We start from the raw sequence: 19,051 nt of genomic DNA on the forward strand, positions 1-19,051 counted from the left end.
AACCCCTGCACCCGTCCCGGACGCCGGTCCCGCGCCCGAATGGCCCACCGACATCGAGCGAGCGCGCGCCATCTGGCAGCAGGTCAACCAGCGCGTGGCCGCTTTCCCGCGGGGCCACATCGACCTGTTGCGCTGGGAAGCCCGGAACGCCAGCGCCACACCGGCCCCGGCACCTGCCACGGCCAGCCCGCTGGACTTTCCCACCGCACTGCGCGATTCGCTGCGCCTGCGGCCCGGCCTCTTTGCCCACCCCACCCTGAACGAGCTGGAGCGCAACCGCGTGCAGCGCGCCTACGCGGAACACGTGCGCGAGCTGCACCGCGCCTGGGCCGAAGCGGTCACGGCGCGCCAGAGCCTGCGTCTGATGGGTGAGTCGCTGGAGGCCGCCGCCACCGGCGCCGAACTGGGCCGCCGCATGGCGCAGGCCGGCAACTGGAGCCAGGCCCGCCTGCAGCGCGAACAGCTCGTCGAGGCCCAGGCCCGGCAGGACTGGCGCCGCTCGGCACAGGCGCAGACCGCTGCGGTCGAGCGGCTGGCCCGCCTGCTCGGCATCTGGGACGCCACCGCGGTGGCGCAGTTGCTGGCGCGTCTGCCGGACGAGCTGCCCGAGCCACCCGCGCAGCCCAGCCCCGGAACGGGTTTGCTGCCCGCGGACGTCGAATCCGCCGCGATCCGCAGCTTGCCGGCGCTCGCGCAGCAGCGCCTGCGCACACAGCGCGCGCTGGAGGCCGTGAGCGCCGAACGCCGGGCCGCCTGGGACCAGGCCACCGCCGCGGCCCTGCAGGACGCACCGACCTGGACCGCGCCCCAACTGGGCGATCTGCGGCTGGCGCGCGACCACACACTCGAAGCCGCCGTGCAGGCCGAGTCCGCCCTGCTGCTGGCCGCCACCGAACGCCGCTCGATGGCGCGCGAGGCCTGGTCGCAGCTGCAGACGCAGCACGCCAGCGCCCACCACGCGCAGGACGTGGTGCTCAGCCTGCAGACCGCGCAGCAGCAGGAAACCCTGCTGCGCTACAACGGCATGCTGCAAAGCAGCTGGGAACCTGCTGGCCAGCGCACGCGAGCGTCTGGCAGCGCTGCACGACGCGGTGCAGGCCCGGCGCGATTTCTGGCTCGCCCAGGCCGACTGGGACGCCCTGCTGGCGGGTGCCGACTATGTGGCCGCCGGTGCGCCATCGGCCAGCGACAACAACAACCGTGCCGCCGCGGGAGGACACTGAACATGACAAGCCCGCTCAACCGAAGGCACTTCTTTGCCGGCGCCGCCACGGCCGTGGCCGCCGCCAGCGTGAGCCGCGTGGCGCTCGCGGCCCTGCCCGAAGCCGTGCAGCAGAACTCGCCCGACACGGCAGCGCCCTGGACGCCGCCCGGCGTCACCGGCGCGGGTCGGCCGTACAACCCGGTGGTCACGCTCAACGGCTGGACCCTGCCCTGGCGCATGAAAGACGGCGTGAAAGAGTTCCACCTGGTGGCCGAACCCGTGGTGCGCGAAGTGGCGCCCGGCTTCCTGGTCAACATGTGGGGCTACAACGGCCAGAGCCCGGGCCCGACCATCGAGGTCGTGGAGGGTGACAAGGTCCGCCTCTTCGTCACCAACCGGCTGCCCGAACACACCACCATCCACTGGCACGGCCAGCGCCTGCCCAACGGCATGGACGGTGTGGGCGGCCTGAACCAGCCGCAGATCCCGGTGGGCAAGACCTTCGTCTACGAATTCGAAGCCAGGCGACCCGGCACCTTCATGTACCACCCGCACGCCGACGAGATGGTGCAGATGGCCATGGGCATGATGGGCTTCTGGGTCACGCACCCCAAGGCGCGGCACCCGCTGATCGACGACGTGGCGCGCGACTACTGCTTCCTGCTCAGCGCCTACGACGTCGAGCCCGGCAGCCTGACGCCGCAAGTCAACACCATGCTGGAGCAGAACATCTGGACCTTCAACAGCCGCGTCTTCCCGGGCATCAGTCCGCTGGTGGCGCGCCTGGGCGAGCGGGTGCGCGTGCGCGTGGGCAACCTGACCATGACCAACCACCCGATCCACATCCACGGTATCGAGTTCGAGGTGACGGGCACCGACGGCGGCCCGGTCCCGAAGACCGCGCGCTGGCCCGAGGTGACCACCGATGTGGCCGTGGGGCAGATGCGGCAGATCGAGTTCATCGCCGACGAACCCGGCGACTGGGCCATGCACTGCCACAAGAGCCACCACACCATGGGCGCCATGGGCCACGGCGTGCCGACCATGATCGGCGTGGACCACAGCGGCCTGGTCGGCAAGCTGCAGAAAGCGGTGCCCGACTACATGGTCATGGGCGAACGCGGCATGGCCGACATGGGCGAGATGCAGATGGAGCTGCCGCACAACACCTTCCCCATGATGACCGGCACCGGCCCCTACGGTCCGATCGAAATGGGCGGCATGTTCACCACGCTCAAGGTGCGCGCCGACCAGAAGGCCGGTGACTACAGCGACCCGGGCTGGTACACCCTGCCGCCCGGCACGCAGTCGCGCGAAGTCGCCACGCCCGTGGCCAGCCCCGCGAAGCCGGCCGCCAGCGTTGCGCCCAACCCGCCCGCACCCAGCGCCACCGTCCGCAAGCCCCAGGGCAGCGGCGGCCACGCCCATTGACTTCCATGTACACAGCCAAGGACTCCACCCCCATGACACACGCCCCACCCACCCGTCGCCGTTTTCAGCAACTGCTGGCCCTGGCGCCGCTGGCCGCCTGGCTGGGTCACCGCCCGGCCGGCGCCCACGGAGAAAACCACCCGGGCGGCGCTGCTGCGGCGCCGGTCGTGAAAGAACAGAAGCCCTGGGGCATCGCCGCCGATCCGAAGGAAGCGAACCGCACCATTCAGATCCGCATGACCGACAACATGCGCTTCACGCCCAGCCACCTCGACGTGCGCGAAGGCGAGACCCTGCGCCTGCGCGCGGTCAACAGCGGCCAGTTGCTGCACGAGATCGTGATCGGCACGCCCGAAGAACTGCAGGCGCACGCCGAAATGATGAAGAAGCACCCCGGCATGGAGCACGACGAGCCCTACATGGCCCACGTGCCGGCCGGGAAACGCAGCGACATCACCTGGACCTTCAACCGCGCGGGCGACTTCGAGTTCGCCTGCCTCCTCCCTGGCCACTTCGACGCGGGCATGCGCGGCACCATCCGCGTCAAGCCCCAGGCCTGATCCATCCCTTTTTTCTGGAGCAAACCATGCAACGACGTTCCTTTCTCCTCACCGCCCCGGCCCTGCTGGCCGCCGCCACCCTGCCCGCCTGGGCTGCCCAGCCATCGGCCCAGGCGCTGCCCGTGCTGCAGGTCTGGAAAGACCCGAACTGCGGCTGCTGCAAGGACTGGATCAGCTACCTGCAGCGCGACGACTTCCAGGTGCAGGTCTTCGAGACCGGCAACACCGCAGTGCGCAAACGCCTGGGCCTGCCCGAGAAATACGGCTCGTGCCACACGGCGCTGATCGCGGGCTACGTGGTCGAGGGCCATGTGAATGCGCGTGAAATCCGCCGCCTGCTGGCCGAGAAACCCAAGGCCATCGGCATCTCGGTGCCGGGCATGCCGGTCGGCAGCCCGGGCATGGACGGCCCCGAATACGGTGGCCGTCAGGACCCCTACGACGTGGTGCTGGTGCTGCCCGACGGCAGCGCCCGCGTCTACCAGTCGTACTTCCGCAGCTGATGCACCCCACACACCGGAGAACCCCATGTCCCAAAACGCCAAACACCGCCGGCCAGGTCTCGTCACCGGCCTGGCCGCCATCGTCCTGATCGGCAGCACGGCCATCGCACACAGCCAGACCGCCGCGCCGGCCCCCGCACCTCCGGCCGCGTCCACCGCGGCCAGCCCACCCCTGGTCGAGGCCGAGGTGCGCAAGGTGGACCTGCGCGCCGGCAAGGTCACCCTCAAGCACGGCGACATTCCCAACCTCGACATGCCACCGATGACCATGGTGTTCCAGGTGCAGGACCCCGCCCTGCTCGATCAGCTCAAGCCCGGCGACAAGATCCGCTTCCGTGCCGACAAGCTGTCCGGCAGTTACACGGTGATCGAACTCCAACGCGACACCGCCCGAACCCCGTGAGAGGCCATCAACAAAGCCGTTCTCTGGTTTTTGAAACTTGAATACGAGCAAACCCGACAGAAACCCCTGATCCGGCCGTGAGCAGATCTTGCGTCTGAGCGACCAGTCCGGCCACGGCCACCGGTGACCGCCACCGGCGTGCAGCAGCTGCGTGCTAAGGTAGCGCAATGTCCCAAAACATCCGCTACACCCTGCTGTCGCTGCGCGATCTGGCGGTCTCCATCGGCCCGTTCGCGCTGCTCACGCTGGCGCTGCTGGCCTTCACTTACTGGTGGCTCGACCCCAATCCGCCGAAGCGCGTGGTGCTGGCCACAGGCCCGGCGCAAAGCGCCTACGACGAGTTCGGCAAACGTTATGCCACGGCCTTGGCGCGTTATGGCATCACCGTCGAGCTGCTGCCCACGGAGGGCTCTTCGGCCAACCTGGAACTCCTGCGCTCGGGCCAGGCCGACATCGGTTTTGTGCAGGGTGGCAGCGCGGACTTCGGCTACGACGAGGAGGAATCCATCGTCTCGCTGGGCAGCCTCTTCGTCGAGCCACTGTGGCTCTTCTACCGCGAAGACGCCGCGCAGCGCCTGATGCAGAAGCCCACCATCACCAACCTGAGCGAGCTGCAGGGTGGTCGTGTCAACGTGGGCACCCCCGGCAGCGGTGTGCCCCGGTTGTTTGCCACACTGCTCGACGTCAACCGCCTCGACCGCCAGAAAATGCAGCTGAGCGAACTCGAACAGACCCCTGCCACTGTGGCCTTTCTGGACGGAGATCTCGATGCCCTGGTGTTCGCCTCGGCCCCCGAGTCGCTGATGGTGCAGATGCTGCTGCAGTCGCCGGGTGTGCACCTGCTCGACTTTGCGCAGAGTGAGGCCTATTCACGCCGCTTTGCCTACCTCACGCCGGTGGTCATGCCGCAGGGTGTGGTGGACCTGTCAAAGAACGTGCCGGCGCAGGACGTGCGTCTGGTGGCGTCCACCACCAGCCTGCTGGCCGGCGCCAAGACACATCCGGCGATCCTGCAGCTCTTCGCCCAGACCGCGACCGACCTGCACGGCGGCGGCGGCTGGTTCAGCCGGGCGCGCGAATACCCCAGCCTGGAGCACAGCGAGGTGCCGCTCTCACCCGAAGCGGTACGCGCCATCAAGAACGGACCCCCGTTTCTGCAACGCTACCTGCCTTTCTGGCTGGCCAACCTGGTCGAACGCATGTGGCTCGCCATGGGCCTGATCCTGGCGCTGGCCCTGCCGCTGTCGCGCGTCGTGCCACCGCTCTACGCGTTCCGCATCCGCTCGCGCGTGTTCCGCTGGTACGCCCAGCTGCGCAGCATCGAACAGCGCAGCCAGGACAACGATGGCCCGCTGCCGCTGTCGGAACTGCTCGAACAGCTCGACGCGCTGGAGGAGAAGGTGGAACAGGTGGTGGTGCCGCTGTCCTACACCGACGAGCTGTACGCCCTGCGCAACAACATCGCGCTGGTGCGGCAGAAACTGCTTCAGCGCGCCTGAGCAGCGACCCGCGCAGCGGCGGAGCGCGGGGGCCATGGATCCGGCGCCGGGCCGCCCCAGGCCGGATCATCCCCCTCGGGGGGCAGCGACCCGCGCAGCGGCAGAGCGCGGGGGCCATGGATCCGGCGCCGGGCCGCCCCAGGCCGGATCATCCCCTCGGGGGGCAGCGACCCGCGCAGCGGCAGAGCGCGGGGGCCCGTTACCTAGCCTCTGCCGGAGTTGCGCAAAGCCTGGCGCACGACCGCATCCAGCGCTTCGTCAACCACCCCATGGTCGGCCACCACCCGCAGACGGCCCAGCGCCTGCAGCCGTTCCAGTCCGTGCTGGGTGAGTGATATCGAGCGCCCATCGGCCGTGGTGAACAGGAACATGGTGCCGTGCGGACTGGCCCAGCTCAGCTGACAACGCAGCCACTGGTCCTGCTGCATCAGGTCCACCCAGCACCCCACGGTGAGCGTTGCGGCCGGCGGATCGGTGGTCTCGTCGTCATCCAGGTCGTCCAGCCGGGCCATGGGCTGGGTGTCCATGAATGCCGGATGGGTTTCAATTGCCAGGTCCTCCATGAAGCCGGTATCGCGCGCTTCGTTCGGTTGCATCCACGGCTCATACTCGTCCGGGTCCTGCCGGCTTGGCGGGTTGTCCTGCGGGGAATCTGACCCGCTGCGTTCGGTCTTGTAGGCCGCCTCATACAGGCCCATCAGGGTCTGGAAAAAACTCTCGGCCTGCGGGCGCGGATAGTCGATCGCGTCCAGTCCTTCGTGCAGGGTACGCAACAGGCCGGGAATGATCTTGATCAGACGCGGGCGGTTGAGGCTGGTCTGCGCGAGCTGGCTGGACCACAACAGATCGGGCAACACGCTCATGTAGCGGTGGGCCGCGGCGTCCGCCGGCAAGGCTTCGCCGTGTGCGACCGTGTCCAGGCGCGCCTGCGCCACCACCTGTGCCCAGGGCCCCGTCAGGAAACGCCGCACCACGCCGGGGGCGCGGGCAAAATCGTTGCGCGCCTGGACCTCGGTGGCCACCCGCTCGGCCAGCAAACGGCGCTGCTCCACCCGCAGCAGCGTCTTCATCGCCAGACCACGCTTGGGCGCCTGGGTGCTGGCGATGGCGGCGTCCGCCTCGGTGAAGCGCTGCAGCAGCACGGGCATCAGCTCCGGCAGGCTCTGGGTTGGCGCCTGCAGGGCCATCACAATTTCATGCACCCTCTGTGCATAGGCGACAAATCCGGGATCCTGCTCGCTGGTGAAAGCCAGACTCTGCGTGGTGATGGCATCCAGCAGATGGCGGGCGGGATTGTGCCGGTCGGCAAAAAAACGCGGATCGCTGCGGGCCAGCTGCAGCAGGGCGGGCTTGATGCGCTGCACCATGTCGCGTACCGGTTGCAGCAAGCGCTGGTCTTCAACAATGCGCCGCAGCATCAGCGTGACCACCTCGGCCGCGAGCGTGCGCACCATGGCGTTGCCCGACCCCGACACGCCCTGGTCGGATGCCGCTCCATCGCTGTGCTCCAGGTTGCCCACCAGCAACTGGTGCAGGTGGTCCAGCGTGAGCAGCGCATCGTTGCCGAGCATCGCAGTCGCCGACACGCTGTCCGGTCGAGCCGCCGACGGCGCCACCGACGCGGCAGGTCGAGCCTTGGCGGCCTGCACCACCACGTAGCCTGCGGGCTGCACCCCCATGCCGTCGAGCAACATCGTCAGGGATCGGTAAAACTGCTGCAGCTCGTTGCCCAGGGACACCGCGCCGACATGCAACCAAAGCGCGCGAACCGCCTCGTCAACGTGCAGCCCCGACAGTGCTTTCATGAGCGCACCCACCACCGCCTCGGGCCGCAGCGGGTTGGTTTCGTTTCGCACCACCTCATGCCCCTGGGCACGACACAGGCGGGCATTGAAGGCGACCAGTTCCTCCTCGGCGGCCATCTTGATGACCTGCTGCACGCGCGCGCGCTCCACGGTCTCCTGCACCTGCTGGTGGTCCATGAGCTCCAGATCATCAAAGCTCAGCGATTTGAGGTTGCGCGCCGTCGCGGCATTCTTTTGGGTCGCCGAGGAGTCCTGCACCACCTGGGATATCTCGGCAATGAAGCGACCGGCCAGCAGATCTCGATGGCTGGCCAGCACCGTACGCGCCTGGGAAAAAACCTGTTTTTCATTCAGGTTTGAGGCCGAGGTCTCACGCTGGTGCAGCGTCTCCAGCAGTTTGCCCAACCAGCGTGGCACCCACCCACGCGTCAGGACAAGCGCCTCGACCAGACAGGTATCAAAAGGGGAATCAGTTCGAGCGCTCATGGCAGTGGAAAAGGGGTCGCCGGACAAGAAGGCATTCACGTGCCTGGATTATGAGCAAACCCTTCGCCATTCAGGTCCGAAAGGAGCAAAAAAGCCGGTCAGTTCAGGGTTTTGAGAGCAACGCCTGCAGGCCGGCCGCACCCAGCTCACGCAGGGTGGCGATGTTGCGCTCGACGATCGCCTCCGCGTCGCCAGCGTCAGAAGCCACCGCCCGCTCCACGCTCTCCTCGCGCAACAGGTGCAGCGTGGGGTAAGGCGCGCGGTTGGTCGCGTTGCTGATGTCATCGGGCGGGACGCCCTCGAACTGGAACTGGGGGTGGAAGCTCGCCACCTGCACGATGCCTTCGAGCTCGTGCTCGAGCACCACATCGTCCACCACGTTCATGAAATCGTTGAAGACAACAAAGTCCGGGAACAGCGTGGGGTGCACCAGCAAGGTGGTGTCGATCTCTTCGGCCGGCGTGTTCACCAGCAGATCCAGCTCGTGGTCCAGCTCGTCGAGGAAAGCGTCGAGATGCCGCGCGTGGCTCACCACGATGCGCACCTGGTTCTTCACATAGACCGAACGCGCAAACGGACACAGGTTGAGCCCGATCACCGCCTTCTCGATCCAGTGGCGGGTGTCGGCAAGAACTTGTTCGTCGGTCATGAAAGAAAACGCCAATCGAGAGAAGGGAAGTTGACTCAGAATGCCGCGGGTCCGGGTTTCCCGGCCCGCAGGCGTTGCCCCCCAGTGGGGGGTGACGCGCCGCAAGGCGCGGCGCGGGAGGCGTCTTACTTCAAGGCTTTGAAGCGGAAGCGGTGCGGCCGCGCACCCTCTTCGCCCAGACGCTTCTTCTTGTCGGCTTCGTACTCCTGGTAGTTGCCGTTGAAGAACACCCACTGGCTGTCGCCTTCGGCGGCCAGGATGTGGGTCGCAATGCGGTCAAGGAACCAGCGATCGTGGCTGATGACCAGTGCGCAGCCGGCGAATTCCAGCAGCGCGTCTTCGAGTGCACGCAGGGTTTCCACGTCCAGGTCGTTCGAGGGTTCGTCCAGCAGCAGCACGTTGCCGCCTTCGGCCAGGGTCTTGGCCAGGTGCAGACGACCGCGTTCACCACCCGACAGGCTGCCGACGCGTTTCTGCTGGTCGCCGCCGGAGAAGTTGAAACGCCCGCAATACGCGCGGCTGGGCATCTGGAACTTGCCCACGGTGATCATGTCCAGGCCGCCCGAGATGTCTTCCCACACGGTCTTTTCGTTCGACAGGTCGTCGCGGCTCTGGTCCACCACGGCCATCTTCACGGTCTGGCCGATCTTGACCTCGCCGCTGTCGGGCTGCTCCTTGCCCGAGATCAGCTTGAACAGCGTGGACTTGCCCGCGCCGTTGGGGCCGATGATGCCGACGATGGCGCCGGCGGGGATCTGGAAGCTCAGGTTGTCGATCAGCAGGCGGTCGCCAAAGCTCTTGGAAACGTTCTTGAACTCGAACACTTCGTTGCCCAGGCGTTCGGCCACGGGAATGAAGATCTCGTTGGTTTCGTTGCGCTTCTGGTAGTCCACATCGCTCAGCTCTTCAAAGCGCGCCAGGCGCGCCTTGCTCTTGGCCTGGCGGCCCTTGGGGTTCTGGCGCACCCACTCCAGTTCCTTCTTCATGGCCTTGGTGCGCGCGTCTTCGGTGCGCTGCTCCTGCTCCAGGCGGGCTTCTTTCTGCTCCAGCCAGGTGGAATAGTTGCCCTTGTAGGGAATGCCGTGGCCGCGGTCGAGTTCGAGAATCCACTCGGCCGCGTTGTCCAGGAAGTAGCGATCGTGGGTGATGGCGACCACGGTGCCCGGGAAGCGCTTGAGGAACTGCTCCAGCCACTCGACCGACTCGGCGTCCAGGTGGTTGGTGGGTTCGTCGAGCAGCAGCATGTCGGGCTTGGACAGCAGCATGCAGCACAGGGCCACTCGGCGTTTTTCACCGCCGGAGAGCAGGCCGATCCTGGCTTCCCAGGGCGGCAGGCGCAGCGCGTCGGCGGCGATCTCCAGTTGGTGTTCGCTGTCGGTGCCGGCGGTGGAGATGATGGCTTCGAGCTGGGCCTGTTCGGCCGCCAGGGCGTCGAAGTCGGCATCTTCTTCGGCGTAGGCCGCGTACACCTCTTCGAGGCGCTTCTGCGCCGCGCGCACGCCGCTCATGCTGGCCTCGACCGCTTCGCGCACGGTCTGCTCGGGGTCGAGTTTGGGTTCCTGGGGCAGGTAGCCGATGCGGATGCCCGGCATGGGGATGGCTTCGCCCTCGATTTCCTTGTCGATGCCGGCCATGATCTTCAGCAGCGTCGATTTGCCCGAGCCGTTGGTGCCGAGCACGCCGATCTTCGCGCCGGGAAAGAAGGACAGCGAGATGTCCTTGAGAATCTGGCGCTTGGGCGGCACGATTTTGCCGACCTTGTTCATGGAAAAGACGTATTGAGCCATTGCTGTCCTGTCGCTGGAGACGGTCTGAGAAAAGTCTTCGATTATCGCCGGCCCGTCAACTTTCATCCAGATCGTCGGGCAAGGGCCTGTTGACCAGTTCCTGCAGCGATGCGGGCAATACACCCGCACCCAGCCATTCGGGCAGGCGTTCGGGCAAATCCCAGCGGGCCTGCCCGAGCACCATCACCAGCCCCTGAAACCACAGGTGCATGCCTTTGCGGCTCAAACGCAGGACCAGCGGGCCCGTTTCGGTGTCAAACGTCATCACGACCGACTGGCTGTCTGTGCGCGTGGTGATCCGGGTGCAGAGGCGCTCCTGGGCACCGCTCTGCTCGCCGGGCAACACACGACCCGAGCGGATCTGCGCCGGGCGCTGGCCGGGCGCGACCTCGTTCAGTGACAGATCGTGCTCGATGGCGGCCCGGGTTGCCGCCGTCGCCCCACCCTGCTCGCCCGGCGTGGCCGCCTCGAAGGCCTTGAGCACCGGCCCCACGATGTTGGCGACCATGCGACGCGTGAGCCAGACCATGGCGTCCTGCTCGTGCACACGCATCCAGATGCGGTCCTGGGTCGCGCTGAAGCCGAAGGTGGTGGTGGTCAATCTGCTGCCCCGGTGCATGAAACGATCAAGCGGCATCATGCCCCGGCGCCGGCCCGGGCACGTCTTGGGCCGTCGCGCAAGGCATCGGCCGACCCAGTGTGGTCAACGCCAGAGCAGCCCGCCGCACGCCGTGGCCGACTCCATGCGACAATACACGCTGTTGGGCACTTCAGTAGGCCCGGCACCAGCACAATGCTGGGGGTGTGCACCAGCCACTGGCCGCCACCCACCTTGTGAATCCATCAGCCCCAGACTGACCGGTCGCAGCCCTCTCACTCAGAGGACGGCAACCGGAGTGGCCGATGCCCCCAGCGCCCTGGACGGGCGCCTCACCTCTAATGAACTTCGAAGAACTGAACCTGGCCCCGGCCATTGTCCAAGCTGTGCGCGAGCACGGTTACGAAACCCCCACCCCCATCCAGGCCGAGGCGATCCCCGCCGTGCTGGCCGGGCGCGATCTGCTCGGCGGTGCCCAGACCGGCACCGGCAAGACCGCCGCCTTCACCCTGCCCATGCTGCACCGCCTGAGCGTCGGCGAACGTGCCAAGAGCAAATTCGGCGGCGTGGCCATCCGCGCCCTGGTGCTCACGCCCACCCGTGAGCTGGCCGCCCAGGTCGAAGAGTCCGTGCGCGTCTATGGCAAACACACCTCGCTGACCTCCACCGTCGTGTTCGGCGGCGTCGGCATGAACCCGCAGATCAACGCCATGAAGCGTGGCGTGGACATCCTCGTGGCCACGCCCGGCCGCCTGCTCGACCTGCAGCAACAGGGTTTCCTGGACCTCTCCGGTGTGCAGATGCTGGTGCTGGACGAAGCCGACCGCATGCTCGACATGGGCTTCATCCACGACGTGAAGAAGATCCTGGCCCTGGTGCCGAAAGAAAAGCAGAGCCTGCTGTTCTCGGCCACCTTCAGCGACGAAATCCGCGACCTGGCCAACAACCTGCTCAAGGACCCGCTGAGCATCCAGGTGACCCCGCGCAACACCACGGTTCAGCGCATCACCCAGGTGATCCACCCGGTGGGCCGCGGCAAGAAGAAGCAACTGCTGGTCCACATCATCAACGAGCACAACTGGAGCCAGGTGCTGGTGTTCACCCGCACCAAATTCGGCGCCAACAACGTGGCCGAGTTCCTGACCAAAAACGGCATCCAGGCCATGGCGCTGCACGGCAACAAGAGCCAGGGTGCCCGCACCCAGGCGCTGGCCGGCTTCAAGAGCGGCGACATCCGCGCCCTGGTGGCGACCGACATCGCGGCGCGCGGCATCGACATCGACGAGCTGCCGCACGTGGTGAACTACGAGATTCCGAACGTCAGCGAAGACTACGTGCACCGCATCGGCCGCACCGGCCGCGCGGGCAAGAGCGGTGAAGCCATCAACCTCGTGAGCCTGGACGAAGAGGGCTTCATGATGGACATCGAGCGCTTCACCAAGCAGCAGATTCCGGTGCAGATCTTCCCCGAATTCATGCCCGAGCCGGGTGAGAAGGCGGAGCCCATCGCCATGGGCCGCCAGACCATCTGGGGCGGCGCCGGCAAGCCCCCGAGCCGCGACGTGATGGCCGCTGCCGCCAAGGCCGCGCGCACCGAAATGCTGCAGCGCGTGCGTGAGAAAAAAGCAACCGACGCACCGCAAGGCGCCCGCGGCAATGGCGGTGGCCAGCGCCAGCGCCCTGCCGCACAAGGTGAAGGCCAGCCGCGTGGCGAAGGTGCCCGCGACGGTCAACGCGCCGACGGCCGCCGCAATGCCGGCCCAGGCCGCAACGGCCCGGCCAATGGTCCCCGCAACGGCCCGCCGCGCAGCGGTGGCAACGCACCGCGCAATGCCGAGCGCGCCGACCGTGGACCCCGTGAGGACCGTGGCCCGCGCGAAGACCGTGGTGATGGCAGCGAGCGCCAGCCCGGTCCGAACGCCCACCTGGGCAGCCTGCGCATCCGCGAGCCGCGCGCACGCGCCGCGGCGCCGGGTGGTCAGCCCGATCCGCTGCGCACCAGCATCGACTCGATCGGTGGACGCGGTCGCGGCAACGGTGGCGGCAACAGCAATGGCAACCGCGGTGGCCGCGGCGGCCCGGGCCGTGGCGATGGCCCGCGCGGTGGTGGCCCGGCCGATCCGCTGCGCACCAGCTTCGGTCGCATCCGCTGATAGCGAGCTTCTACCCCCGCCCTGAACCTCGCGTTCAGGGCCCCCATCACAGCGGACTTCGGTCCGCTGTTTTGTTTTGGAGATTCAGGTCGCTCAGACGGTCAGCGCAGGCGCTGCTTCGCCACCGCCGTAATCCACACCCGCGTGCAGATCGCCCCCCGCGCTCACCGCGACCGCGCAGTACTTGAACTCCGGAATTTTCCCGAACGGGTCGAGCGCAGGGTTGGTCAGCAGGTTGGCCGCCGCTTCGGCGTAGGCGAAGGGGATGAATACCGTGCCGGGCGGCATGCCGTCGTCGCGGCGCGCATGCAGCGTCACCGTGCCCCGGCGGGAGCGCACGGTCACCACGCCACCGGCCGGTACACCCAGGCGCGCCAGCTCGGTGCCGCTCAGGCTCACGGTGGGATGGGGCTCCACGGCGTCCAGCACCTGGCTGCGCCGCGTCATGCTGCCGGTGTGCCAGTGTTCCAGCTGGCGGCCGGTGATGAGCACAAAGGGGTAGTCGGCATCGGGCAGTTCGGCGGCGGGCTTGAACGCTGCCGGCACCAGTTGCACACGGCCGTCGGGCGTGGCGAAATGTTCGGTGAAAACGATGGGCTGGCCCGGGTCTTCCGCGCTCAGGCAGGGGTAGGTCACGCTGTCTTCGCGCTCCAGGCGCTCCCAGCTCACACCCGCGATCACGCCGTGCATGGCCTGGCGCATTTCCTCAAAGACCGCGGCCACGCCGGCCTCTTCACCTTCGTAGTTCCACGCCAAGCCCATGCGCTGGGCCAGTTGTTGAATGATCCACAAGTCAGGTTTGGCTTCTCCCGGCAAATCCAGCGCGCGCCGGCCCATCTGCACCATGCGGTCGGTGTTGGTCACCGTGCCGGTCTTTTCGGGCCAGGCGCTGGCGGGCAACACCACGTCGGCCAGCCAGGCGGTTTCGGTCATGAACAGGTCCTGCACCACCAGGTGCTGCAGGCTGGCCAGCCCTTCGCGTGCGTGGTTCAAATCCGGGTCGCTCATGGCGGGGTTCTCGCCCATCACGTACATGCCCCAGATCTTCTGCGGATCGCTCGCGGGCGCCTGGGCCTTGTGCAGGATTTCGACCACGGTCAGGCCGGGCTGGTCGTCCAGCTCGGTGTTCCAGAACGCTTCGAACCAGTCATGCACCTCGGGCGTGTTCACGCGCTGGTAGTTGGGGTACATCATCGGGATCAGGCCCGCGTCGCTCGCGCCCTGCACGTTGTTCTGGCCACGCAGCGGATGCAGACCGGTGCCGGGCCGGCCGATCTGGCCGGTGATGCTGGCCAGTGCGATCAGGCAGCGCACGTTGTCGGTGCCATGCGTGTGCTGGCTCACGCCCATGCCCCAGAGGATCATCGACGCCGGGCTGGTGGCGTAGGCCCGCGCCACCTCGCGGATGGTCTCGGGCGCGATGCCGCAGATCGGCGACATGGCTTCCGGCGTCGTGTGCTGCACCTGCGCACGGAGGGCCTCGAAGTTGTCCACGCGGCGGGCGATGAAGTGTGCGTCGGTCAGGCCTTCTTCAATCACCACGTGCAGCATGGCGTTGAGCAGGGCCACGTCGGTGTCGGCCTTGAACTGCAGGCTGCGCCAAGCGTGGCGGTGCAGGTCGGTGCGTCGCGGGTCGGCCAGCACGATCTGCGTGCCGCGCGCGGCGGCGTTTTTCATCCAGGTGGCGGCCACCGGGTGGTTGCTGGTGGGGTTGGAGCCGATCACCAGCACGAACGCGGCGTGTTCCACATCGTTCACGGGGTTGCTCACCGCGCCCGAGCCCACACCTTCGAGCAGCGCGGCCACGCTGGACGCGTGGCACAGGCGCGTGCAGTGGTCCACGTTGTTGCTGCCAAAACCGGTGCGCACCAGCTTCTGGAACAGGTAAGCCTCTTCGTTGCTGCCCTTGGCCGAGCCAAAGCCCGCCAGCGCCTTTTTGCCGTGCGTGTCGCGCAGGTGCTTCAGGCCACCAGCCGCCGCCTCCAGCGCTTCGTCCCAGGTGGCTTCGCGAAACACGGCGCGCCAGTCACCGGGCTGGGCCGTGGAGTTCGGATCCTTGGGCACACCGGCCTTGCGGATCAGCGGCTTCGTCAGGCGCTGCGCGTGGTGCGCGTAGTCAAAACCGAAACGGCCCTTGACGCACAGGCGCCCCTGATTCGCCGGGCCGTCTCGGCCTTCCACGGCCACAATTTTGTTGTCCTTGACCTTGTAGGTCAGCAGGCAGCCGACGCCGCAATACGGGCACACCGAATCCACACTTTTGTCCACGCGCTGATCGCCCAGCAGCGTCTTCGGCATGAGCGCTCCGGTGGGGCAGGCCTGCACACATTCGCCGCAGGCCACGCAGCTGCTCTCGCCCATGGCGTCGCCCAGATCGAACACGATCTGCGCGTGGCCACCGCGGTACGCCACGCCGATCACGTCGTTCATCTGCGTCTCGCGGCAGGCGCGCACGCAGCGCGTGCACTGGATGCAGGCGTCCAGGTTCACCGCCATGGCGGGGTGGCTCAGGTCGGGCGCCGGCGCGGGCGCGCGCAGCGCTTTCAGCTCGGATCGCGCCGTCACGCCCAGCTGACTCGCCCAGTGGCTCAGCTCACCGTGGGGCTGCTCGCCTCGCTCGTCGGCCCACTTGTGGCCCGCGTCGGGCCGGTCGGCCAGCAGCAATTCCAGCACCAGCTTCTGGCTCTTCAGGGCGCGCTCGCTTTTGGCCTTCACCTCCATGCCGTGCGTAACCGTGCGGCAGCACGATGGCGCAAGCGTGCGCTCGCCCGCCACTTCGACCACGCAGGCGCGGCAGTTACCGTCGGCGCGCAGGCCGTCGGAAAAACACAGGTGCGGGATGTGCACGCCGTGGCGCTGCGCGGCCTTGAGCACGGTCTCGCCCGCCTGGGCCTGCAGCTCGACGCCGTCGAGCTTGAAGGAAATGGTGGGTGTGCTCATGTCGAAGCCCTCGAGCCAGATGCTTGCACTTCGTGCGGGAAATACTTCAACACACAACGCATCGGATTCGGCGCGGCCTGCCCCAGGCCGCAGATCGACGCATCGGTCATCACCACGGCCAGGTCTTCCAGCGTGAGCGCATCCCAGTCGCCCGGCTGCGCCATCAAGGTCGCGGCCTTCTCGGTGCCGACGCGGCAGGGCGTGCACTGGCCACAGCTCTCGTGCGCAAAGAAGCGCATGGCGTTGAGCGCGGCATCGCGCGCGCTGTCGGCCTCGCTGAGCACCACCACCGCGGCCGAGCCGATGAAGCTGCCGTGGGGTTGCAGGGTGTCAAAGTCCAGCGGCTCGTCGGCCAGCGAAGCCGGCAGGATACCGCCCGACGCGCCGCCGGGCAGGTAGGCGTAGAGCGTGTGCCCCTCGGCCATGCCGCCGCAGTATTCGTCCACCAGTTCGCGCAGCGTGATGCCCGCCGGCGCGAGCTTGACGCCGGGTTGTCGCACGCGACCGCTCACGCTGAACGAGCGCAGGCCCGTGCGACCGTTGCGCCCAAAACCGCTGAACCAGGCCGGGCCGCGCTGCACGATGTCACGCACCCAGTACAGCGTTTCGAAGTTGTGTTCCAGCGTGGGCCGGCCGAACAGACCGACCTGCGCGATGTAGGGAGGGCGCAGGCGCGGTTCGCCGCGTTTGCCCTCGATGCTTTCGATCATGGCGGACTCTTCGCCGCAGATGTAGGCGCCCGCGCCGCGCCGCAGCTCGATGTGCGGCAGCGGAAACGGCGGCTCGGCCTGAAGCCGCGCCAGCTCGGCGGCCAGGATGGCGCGCGCGCCGTGGTACTCGTCGCGCAGGTAGATGTAAACGGCCGCTGTGCCCACCACCTGCGCCGCCACCAGCAGCCCTTCCAGGAAACGGTGCGGATCGCGCTCCAGGAAGGTGCGGTCCTTGAAGGTGCCGGGTTCGCCTTCGTCGATGTTCACGGCCATCAGGCGCGGTGCGGGTTGCTCGCGCACGATGCGCCACTTGCGCCCGGCCGGGAAACCGGCGCCACCCAGACCGCGCAGGCCCGAGTCTTCCATGGCCTTGAGCACCGTCTCGGTGATGCGCGCGTCAGCCTGCACCGCCTTCGCCAGCGCGTAGCCACCTTGCGCGCTGTAGGCCGCGTAACCCACATACGCGGGTGCCACGTCCTGCGGGCCGGCCGTGATCACGCAGGGCGCCACCGCCGCCGGGTCGAAGGCGCCGTCGTCACGCGCAGCCGGGTGCGTCGTCAAACCCGCTGCACACGCGCTCTGCACAGAGGCCACATCGGCCCGCAACACAGGCGACTGCCCCACCACCGCCACCGGCGCCTGCTCGCAGCGGCCCACGCAGGGCGCGGGGATCACGCGCACATCCTGGCCCAGGATCGCGGGCAATTTCGCCAGCAGCGCCTGCGCACCCGCCATGGCGCAGCTCAGCCCGTCGCACACGCGCACGGTGAGCACGGCCGGCGTGTCGCCCTCGCGCAGCACCTCGAAGTGGTGGTAGAAGCTCGCGACCTCGAACACCTCGGCCATGGACAGGCGCATCTCGTCCGCCAGGACCACCAGGTGGCGCTCCCACAGGCCGCGGTGCGCGTCGTTGAGCGTGTGCAGGTGTTCGATCAGAAGGTCGCGCCGGTGCGGACCGGTGCCGATCAGGGCGCGCACCTCGGCGCGCGAAGCGTCATCGGGCTGGCGGCCCTTGAGCTGGCCGCGGCGCCGGAGCTGGGCACGCAGGGCGTCGGGTGTGGCCAAGGGAACCGCGGTGGTGGTTGGCAATGGACTGGTGGCAATCATGGGCTGGTGGTGGTTCGCGCCCGGTGCCCGGGACGCATGGACAATGGTCACCTGCGCGGAGGCACTTGGCAATATGAGCGGCATCGCCACAGCCATATGAGCCGCGCCGCATAAAGTTGCCCACGATGAAAAAAATCACCATCAAACCGGTCTGGACCATCCAGGGCGCCGACGGCGTGGCCTTGTCGCCGCGCCTGATCGAGCTGCTGAGCGCGGTGCACCAGGAAGGCAGCCTGCTCGCGGCCTGCCAGCGGCTGGGTCTGTCGTACCGCCACGGCTGGGACCTGGTGCGCGCGGGCGAAGCCCATTTCAACACCACGCTGCTGCACATGGAACGCGGCAAGGGCTCCACCCTGTCACCACTGGCCGAAAAGCTGGTCTGGGCCGATCACCGCATCCTGGCGCGCCTGCAGCCCATCCTCGACTCCATCGCCTCCGAGCTGGCCACCGAAATTCACCGCGTGTCGCCCACCGGCGGGCAGGCCTTCCGCATCCACGCCAGCTACGGTTTCTCCATCGAAAAACTGATGGAGTCGCTGATGGCCGAGGGCGTGCCGATCGAGCGCCGCTACGCCACCAGCACCGCCGCGGCCGCGGCCCTGCGCGACGGCGCCTGCGACGCCTGCGGCATCCACATCCCCATCGGCACGCAGCAGCCGCGCGCGCTGGCGCACTACGCGCAGTGGCTCGACGGCGAAGACCTGCGGGTGATCGACATCGCGACGCGGCGCCAGGGCCTGATGGTCGCGCCGGGCAACCCGCGCAAGATCTACGACCTGCAGGACCTGACCCGCGCCGACGTGAAGTTCATCAACCGGCCGGCGGACTCGGGCACGCGCTTCCTGCTCGAAGGCCTGCTGCGCGAACAAGGCCTGGCCGACCGGCCCATCCAGGGCTTCGAGCAGAGCGAAGCCACGCACGCCTCGGTGGCCGCGTATGTGGCCAGCGGCCTGGCCGACGCCGGCTTCGGGCTGGAACGGCCCGCGCGCTATTTCCAGCTCGACTTCATCCCCATGGTCAACGAGCGCTACGTGCTGGTCTGCCGCGCGGCCACCCTGGACCACCCCGCCATGCAGGCGGTGATGCGCACGCTGGCCAACCCCGACTTCAAGCGCACGGTCGACGCCCTGCCCGGCTACGACGCGGCGCACTCGGGGCGGGTCACGCCCTGGCGCGAAGCCTTCGCCAGCGCCTGAGCACGCAGGCGTGCACTCTG

Annotated in this window: 13 protein-coding genes; 7 read left to right on the plus strand and 6 right to left on the minus strand. The window is 67.9% G+C overall.

Going from position 1 to position 19,051, the window contains the following annotated elements:
* Positions 1–1,225 precede the first annotated feature (1,225 nt).
* From AC23D4_RS07055 to AC23D4_RS07075, 5 genes are all read left to right on the plus strand, one after another.
* Positions 1,226–2,635 (plus strand): multicopper oxidase family protein, encoded by a 1,410-nt coding sequence (locus AC23D4_RS07055; protein ID WP_472888160.1) that lies wholly within the window; start codon positions 1,226–1,228, stop codon positions 2,633–2,635.
* A 32-nt stretch (positions 2,636–2,667) separates the two neighbouring features.
* Positions 2,668–3,195 carry a cupredoxin domain-containing protein gene (locus AC23D4_RS07060; protein WP_472888054.1) on the plus strand — a complete coding sequence of 176 codons (528 nt, stop codon included), beginning with the start codon at positions 2,668–2,670 and terminating at the stop codon, positions 3,193–3,195.
* Positions 3,196–3,221: 26 nt separating this feature from the next.
* Complete coding sequence (locus tag AC23D4_RS07065; protein WP_472888053.1) at positions 3,222–3,698, plus strand: DUF411 domain-containing protein; 477 nt, start codon at positions 3,222–3,224, stop codon at positions 3,696–3,698.
* A gap of 25 nt (positions 3,699–3,723) precedes the next feature.
* Complete coding sequence (locus AC23D4_RS07070) at positions 3,724–4,101, plus strand: copper-binding protein (RefSeq protein ID WP_472888052.1); 378 nt, start codon at positions 3,724–3,726, stop codon at positions 4,099–4,101.
* Between the two features lie 167 nt (positions 4,102–4,268).
* Entirely contained in the window at positions 4,269–5,600 is a 1,332-nt protein-coding gene (locus AC23D4_RS07075) for a TAXI family TRAP transporter solute-binding subunit (protein WP_472888051.1), read from the plus strand.
* A 203-nt stretch (positions 5,601–5,803) separates the two neighbouring features.
* On the opposite strand, the gene AC23D4_RS07080 is transcribed toward AC23D4_RS07075, so the two are convergent.
* The 4 genes from AC23D4_RS07080 to AC23D4_RS07095 form a co-directional block, all read right to left on the minus strand.
* On the minus strand, positions 5,804–7,822 hold the full coding sequence (locus AC23D4_RS07080) for a DUF1631 family protein (RefSeq protein WP_487623714.1): 2,019 nt from the start codon (positions 7,820–7,822) through the stop codon (positions 5,804–5,806).
* A 172-nt stretch (positions 7,823–7,994) separates the two neighbouring features.
* Positions 7,995–8,540 (minus strand): DUF1415 domain-containing protein, encoded by a 546-nt coding sequence (locus AC23D4_RS07085; protein WP_472888049.1) that lies wholly within the window; start codon positions 8,538–8,540, stop codon positions 7,995–7,997.
* A gap of 125 nt (positions 8,541–8,665) precedes the next feature.
* Positions 8,666–10,327: an energy-dependent translational throttle protein EttA gene (gene ettA, locus AC23D4_RS07090; RefSeq protein ID WP_472888048.1), complete on the minus strand. Its 1,662-nt coding sequence runs from the start codon at positions 10,325–10,327 to the stop codon at positions 8,666–8,668.
* A gap of 55 nt (positions 10,328–10,382) precedes the next feature.
* Positions 10,383–10,967, minus strand: coding sequence for a hypothetical protein (locus tag AC23D4_RS07095; protein ID WP_487623715.1), 585 nt, complete (start codon positions 10,965–10,967; stop codon positions 10,383–10,385).
* 299 nt (positions 10,968–11,266) lie between these two features.
* On the opposite strand from AC23D4_RS07095, the gene AC23D4_RS07100 reads away from it, so the two are divergent.
* Positions 11,267–13,078, plus strand: coding sequence for a DEAD/DEAH box helicase (locus AC23D4_RS07100; protein WP_472888046.1), 1,812 nt, complete (start codon positions 11,267–11,269; stop codon positions 13,076–13,078).
* Between the two features lie 93 nt (positions 13,079–13,171).
* Here AC23D4_RS07100 and fdhF read toward each other — a convergent pair whose 3' ends face one another.
* Positions 13,172–16,018: a formate dehydrogenase subunit alpha gene (fdhF, locus tag AC23D4_RS07105; RefSeq protein ID WP_472888045.1), complete on the minus strand. Its 2,847-nt coding sequence runs from the start codon at positions 16,016–16,018 to the stop codon at positions 13,172–13,174.
* Positions 16,015–17,835, minus strand: a complete 1,821-nt coding sequence (locus tag AC23D4_RS07110) for an NADH-ubiquinone oxidoreductase-F iron-sulfur binding region domain-containing protein (RefSeq protein ID WP_472888044.1) — start codon at positions 17,833–17,835, stop codon at positions 16,015–16,017. Before AC23D4_RS07110 ends, fdhF begins: the two co-directional genes overlap by 4 nt.
* A 125-nt stretch (positions 17,836–17,960) precedes the next feature.
* On the opposite strand from AC23D4_RS07110, the gene AC23D4_RS07115 reads away from it, so the two are divergent.
* Complete coding sequence (locus tag AC23D4_RS07115) at positions 17,961–19,031, plus strand: substrate-binding domain-containing protein (RefSeq protein ID WP_472888043.1); 1,071 nt, start codon at positions 17,961–17,963, stop codon at positions 19,029–19,031.
* Positions 19,032–19,051: the final 20 nt, after the last annotated feature.

The organism is Hydrogenophaga sp. L76, from assembly GCF_057654755.1.

What these genes read in the sequence shown, in the direction of transcription:
- AC23D4_RS07100 (WP_472888046.1), top strand. Translation starts at nt 11,267, where the DNA reads ATGAACTTCGAAGAACTGAACCTGGCCCCGGCCATTGTCCAAGCTGTG.
- AC23D4_RS07085 (WP_472888049.1), bottom strand. Translation starts at nt 8,540, where the DNA reads ATGACCGACGAACAAGTTCTTGCCGACACCCGCCACTGGATCGAGAAG.
- AC23D4_RS07115 (WP_472888043.1), top strand. Translation starts at nt 17,961, where the DNA reads ATGAAAAAAATCACCATCAAACCGGTCTGGACCATCCAGGGCGCCGAC.
- AC23D4_RS07065 (WP_472888053.1), top strand. Translation starts at nt 3,222, where the DNA reads ATGCAACGACGTTCCTTTCTCCTCACCGCCCCGGCCCTGCTGGCCGCC.
- AC23D4_RS07095 (WP_487623715.1), bottom strand. Translation starts at nt 10,967, where the DNA reads ATGATGCCGCTTGATCGTTTCATGCACCGGGGCAGCAGATTGACCACC.
- ettA (WP_472888048.1), bottom strand. Translation starts at nt 10,327, where the DNA reads ATGGCTCAATACGTCTTTTCCATGAACAAGGTCGGCAAAATCGTGCCG.
- AC23D4_RS07110 (WP_472888044.1), bottom strand. Translation starts at nt 17,835, where the DNA reads ATGATTGCCACCAGTCCATTGCCAACCACCACCGCGGTTCCCTTGGCC.
- AC23D4_RS07055 (WP_472888160.1), top strand. Translation starts at nt 1,226, where the DNA reads ATGACAAGCCCGCTCAACCGAAGGCACTTCTTTGCCGGCGCCGCCACG.
- fdhF (WP_472888045.1), bottom strand. Translation starts at nt 16,018, where the DNA reads ATGAGCACACCCACCATTTCCTTCAAGCTCGACGGCGTCGAGCTGCAG.
- AC23D4_RS07075 (WP_472888051.1), top strand. Translation starts at nt 4,269, where the DNA reads ATGTCCCAAAACATCCGCTACACCCTGCTGTCGCTGCGCGATCTGGCG.
- AC23D4_RS07060 (WP_472888054.1), top strand. Translation starts at nt 2,668, where the DNA reads ATGACACACGCCCCACCCACCCGTCGCCGTTTTCAGCAACTGCTGGCC.
- AC23D4_RS07070 (WP_472888052.1), top strand. Translation starts at nt 3,724, where the DNA reads ATGTCCCAAAACGCCAAACACCGCCGGCCAGGTCTCGTCACCGGCCTG.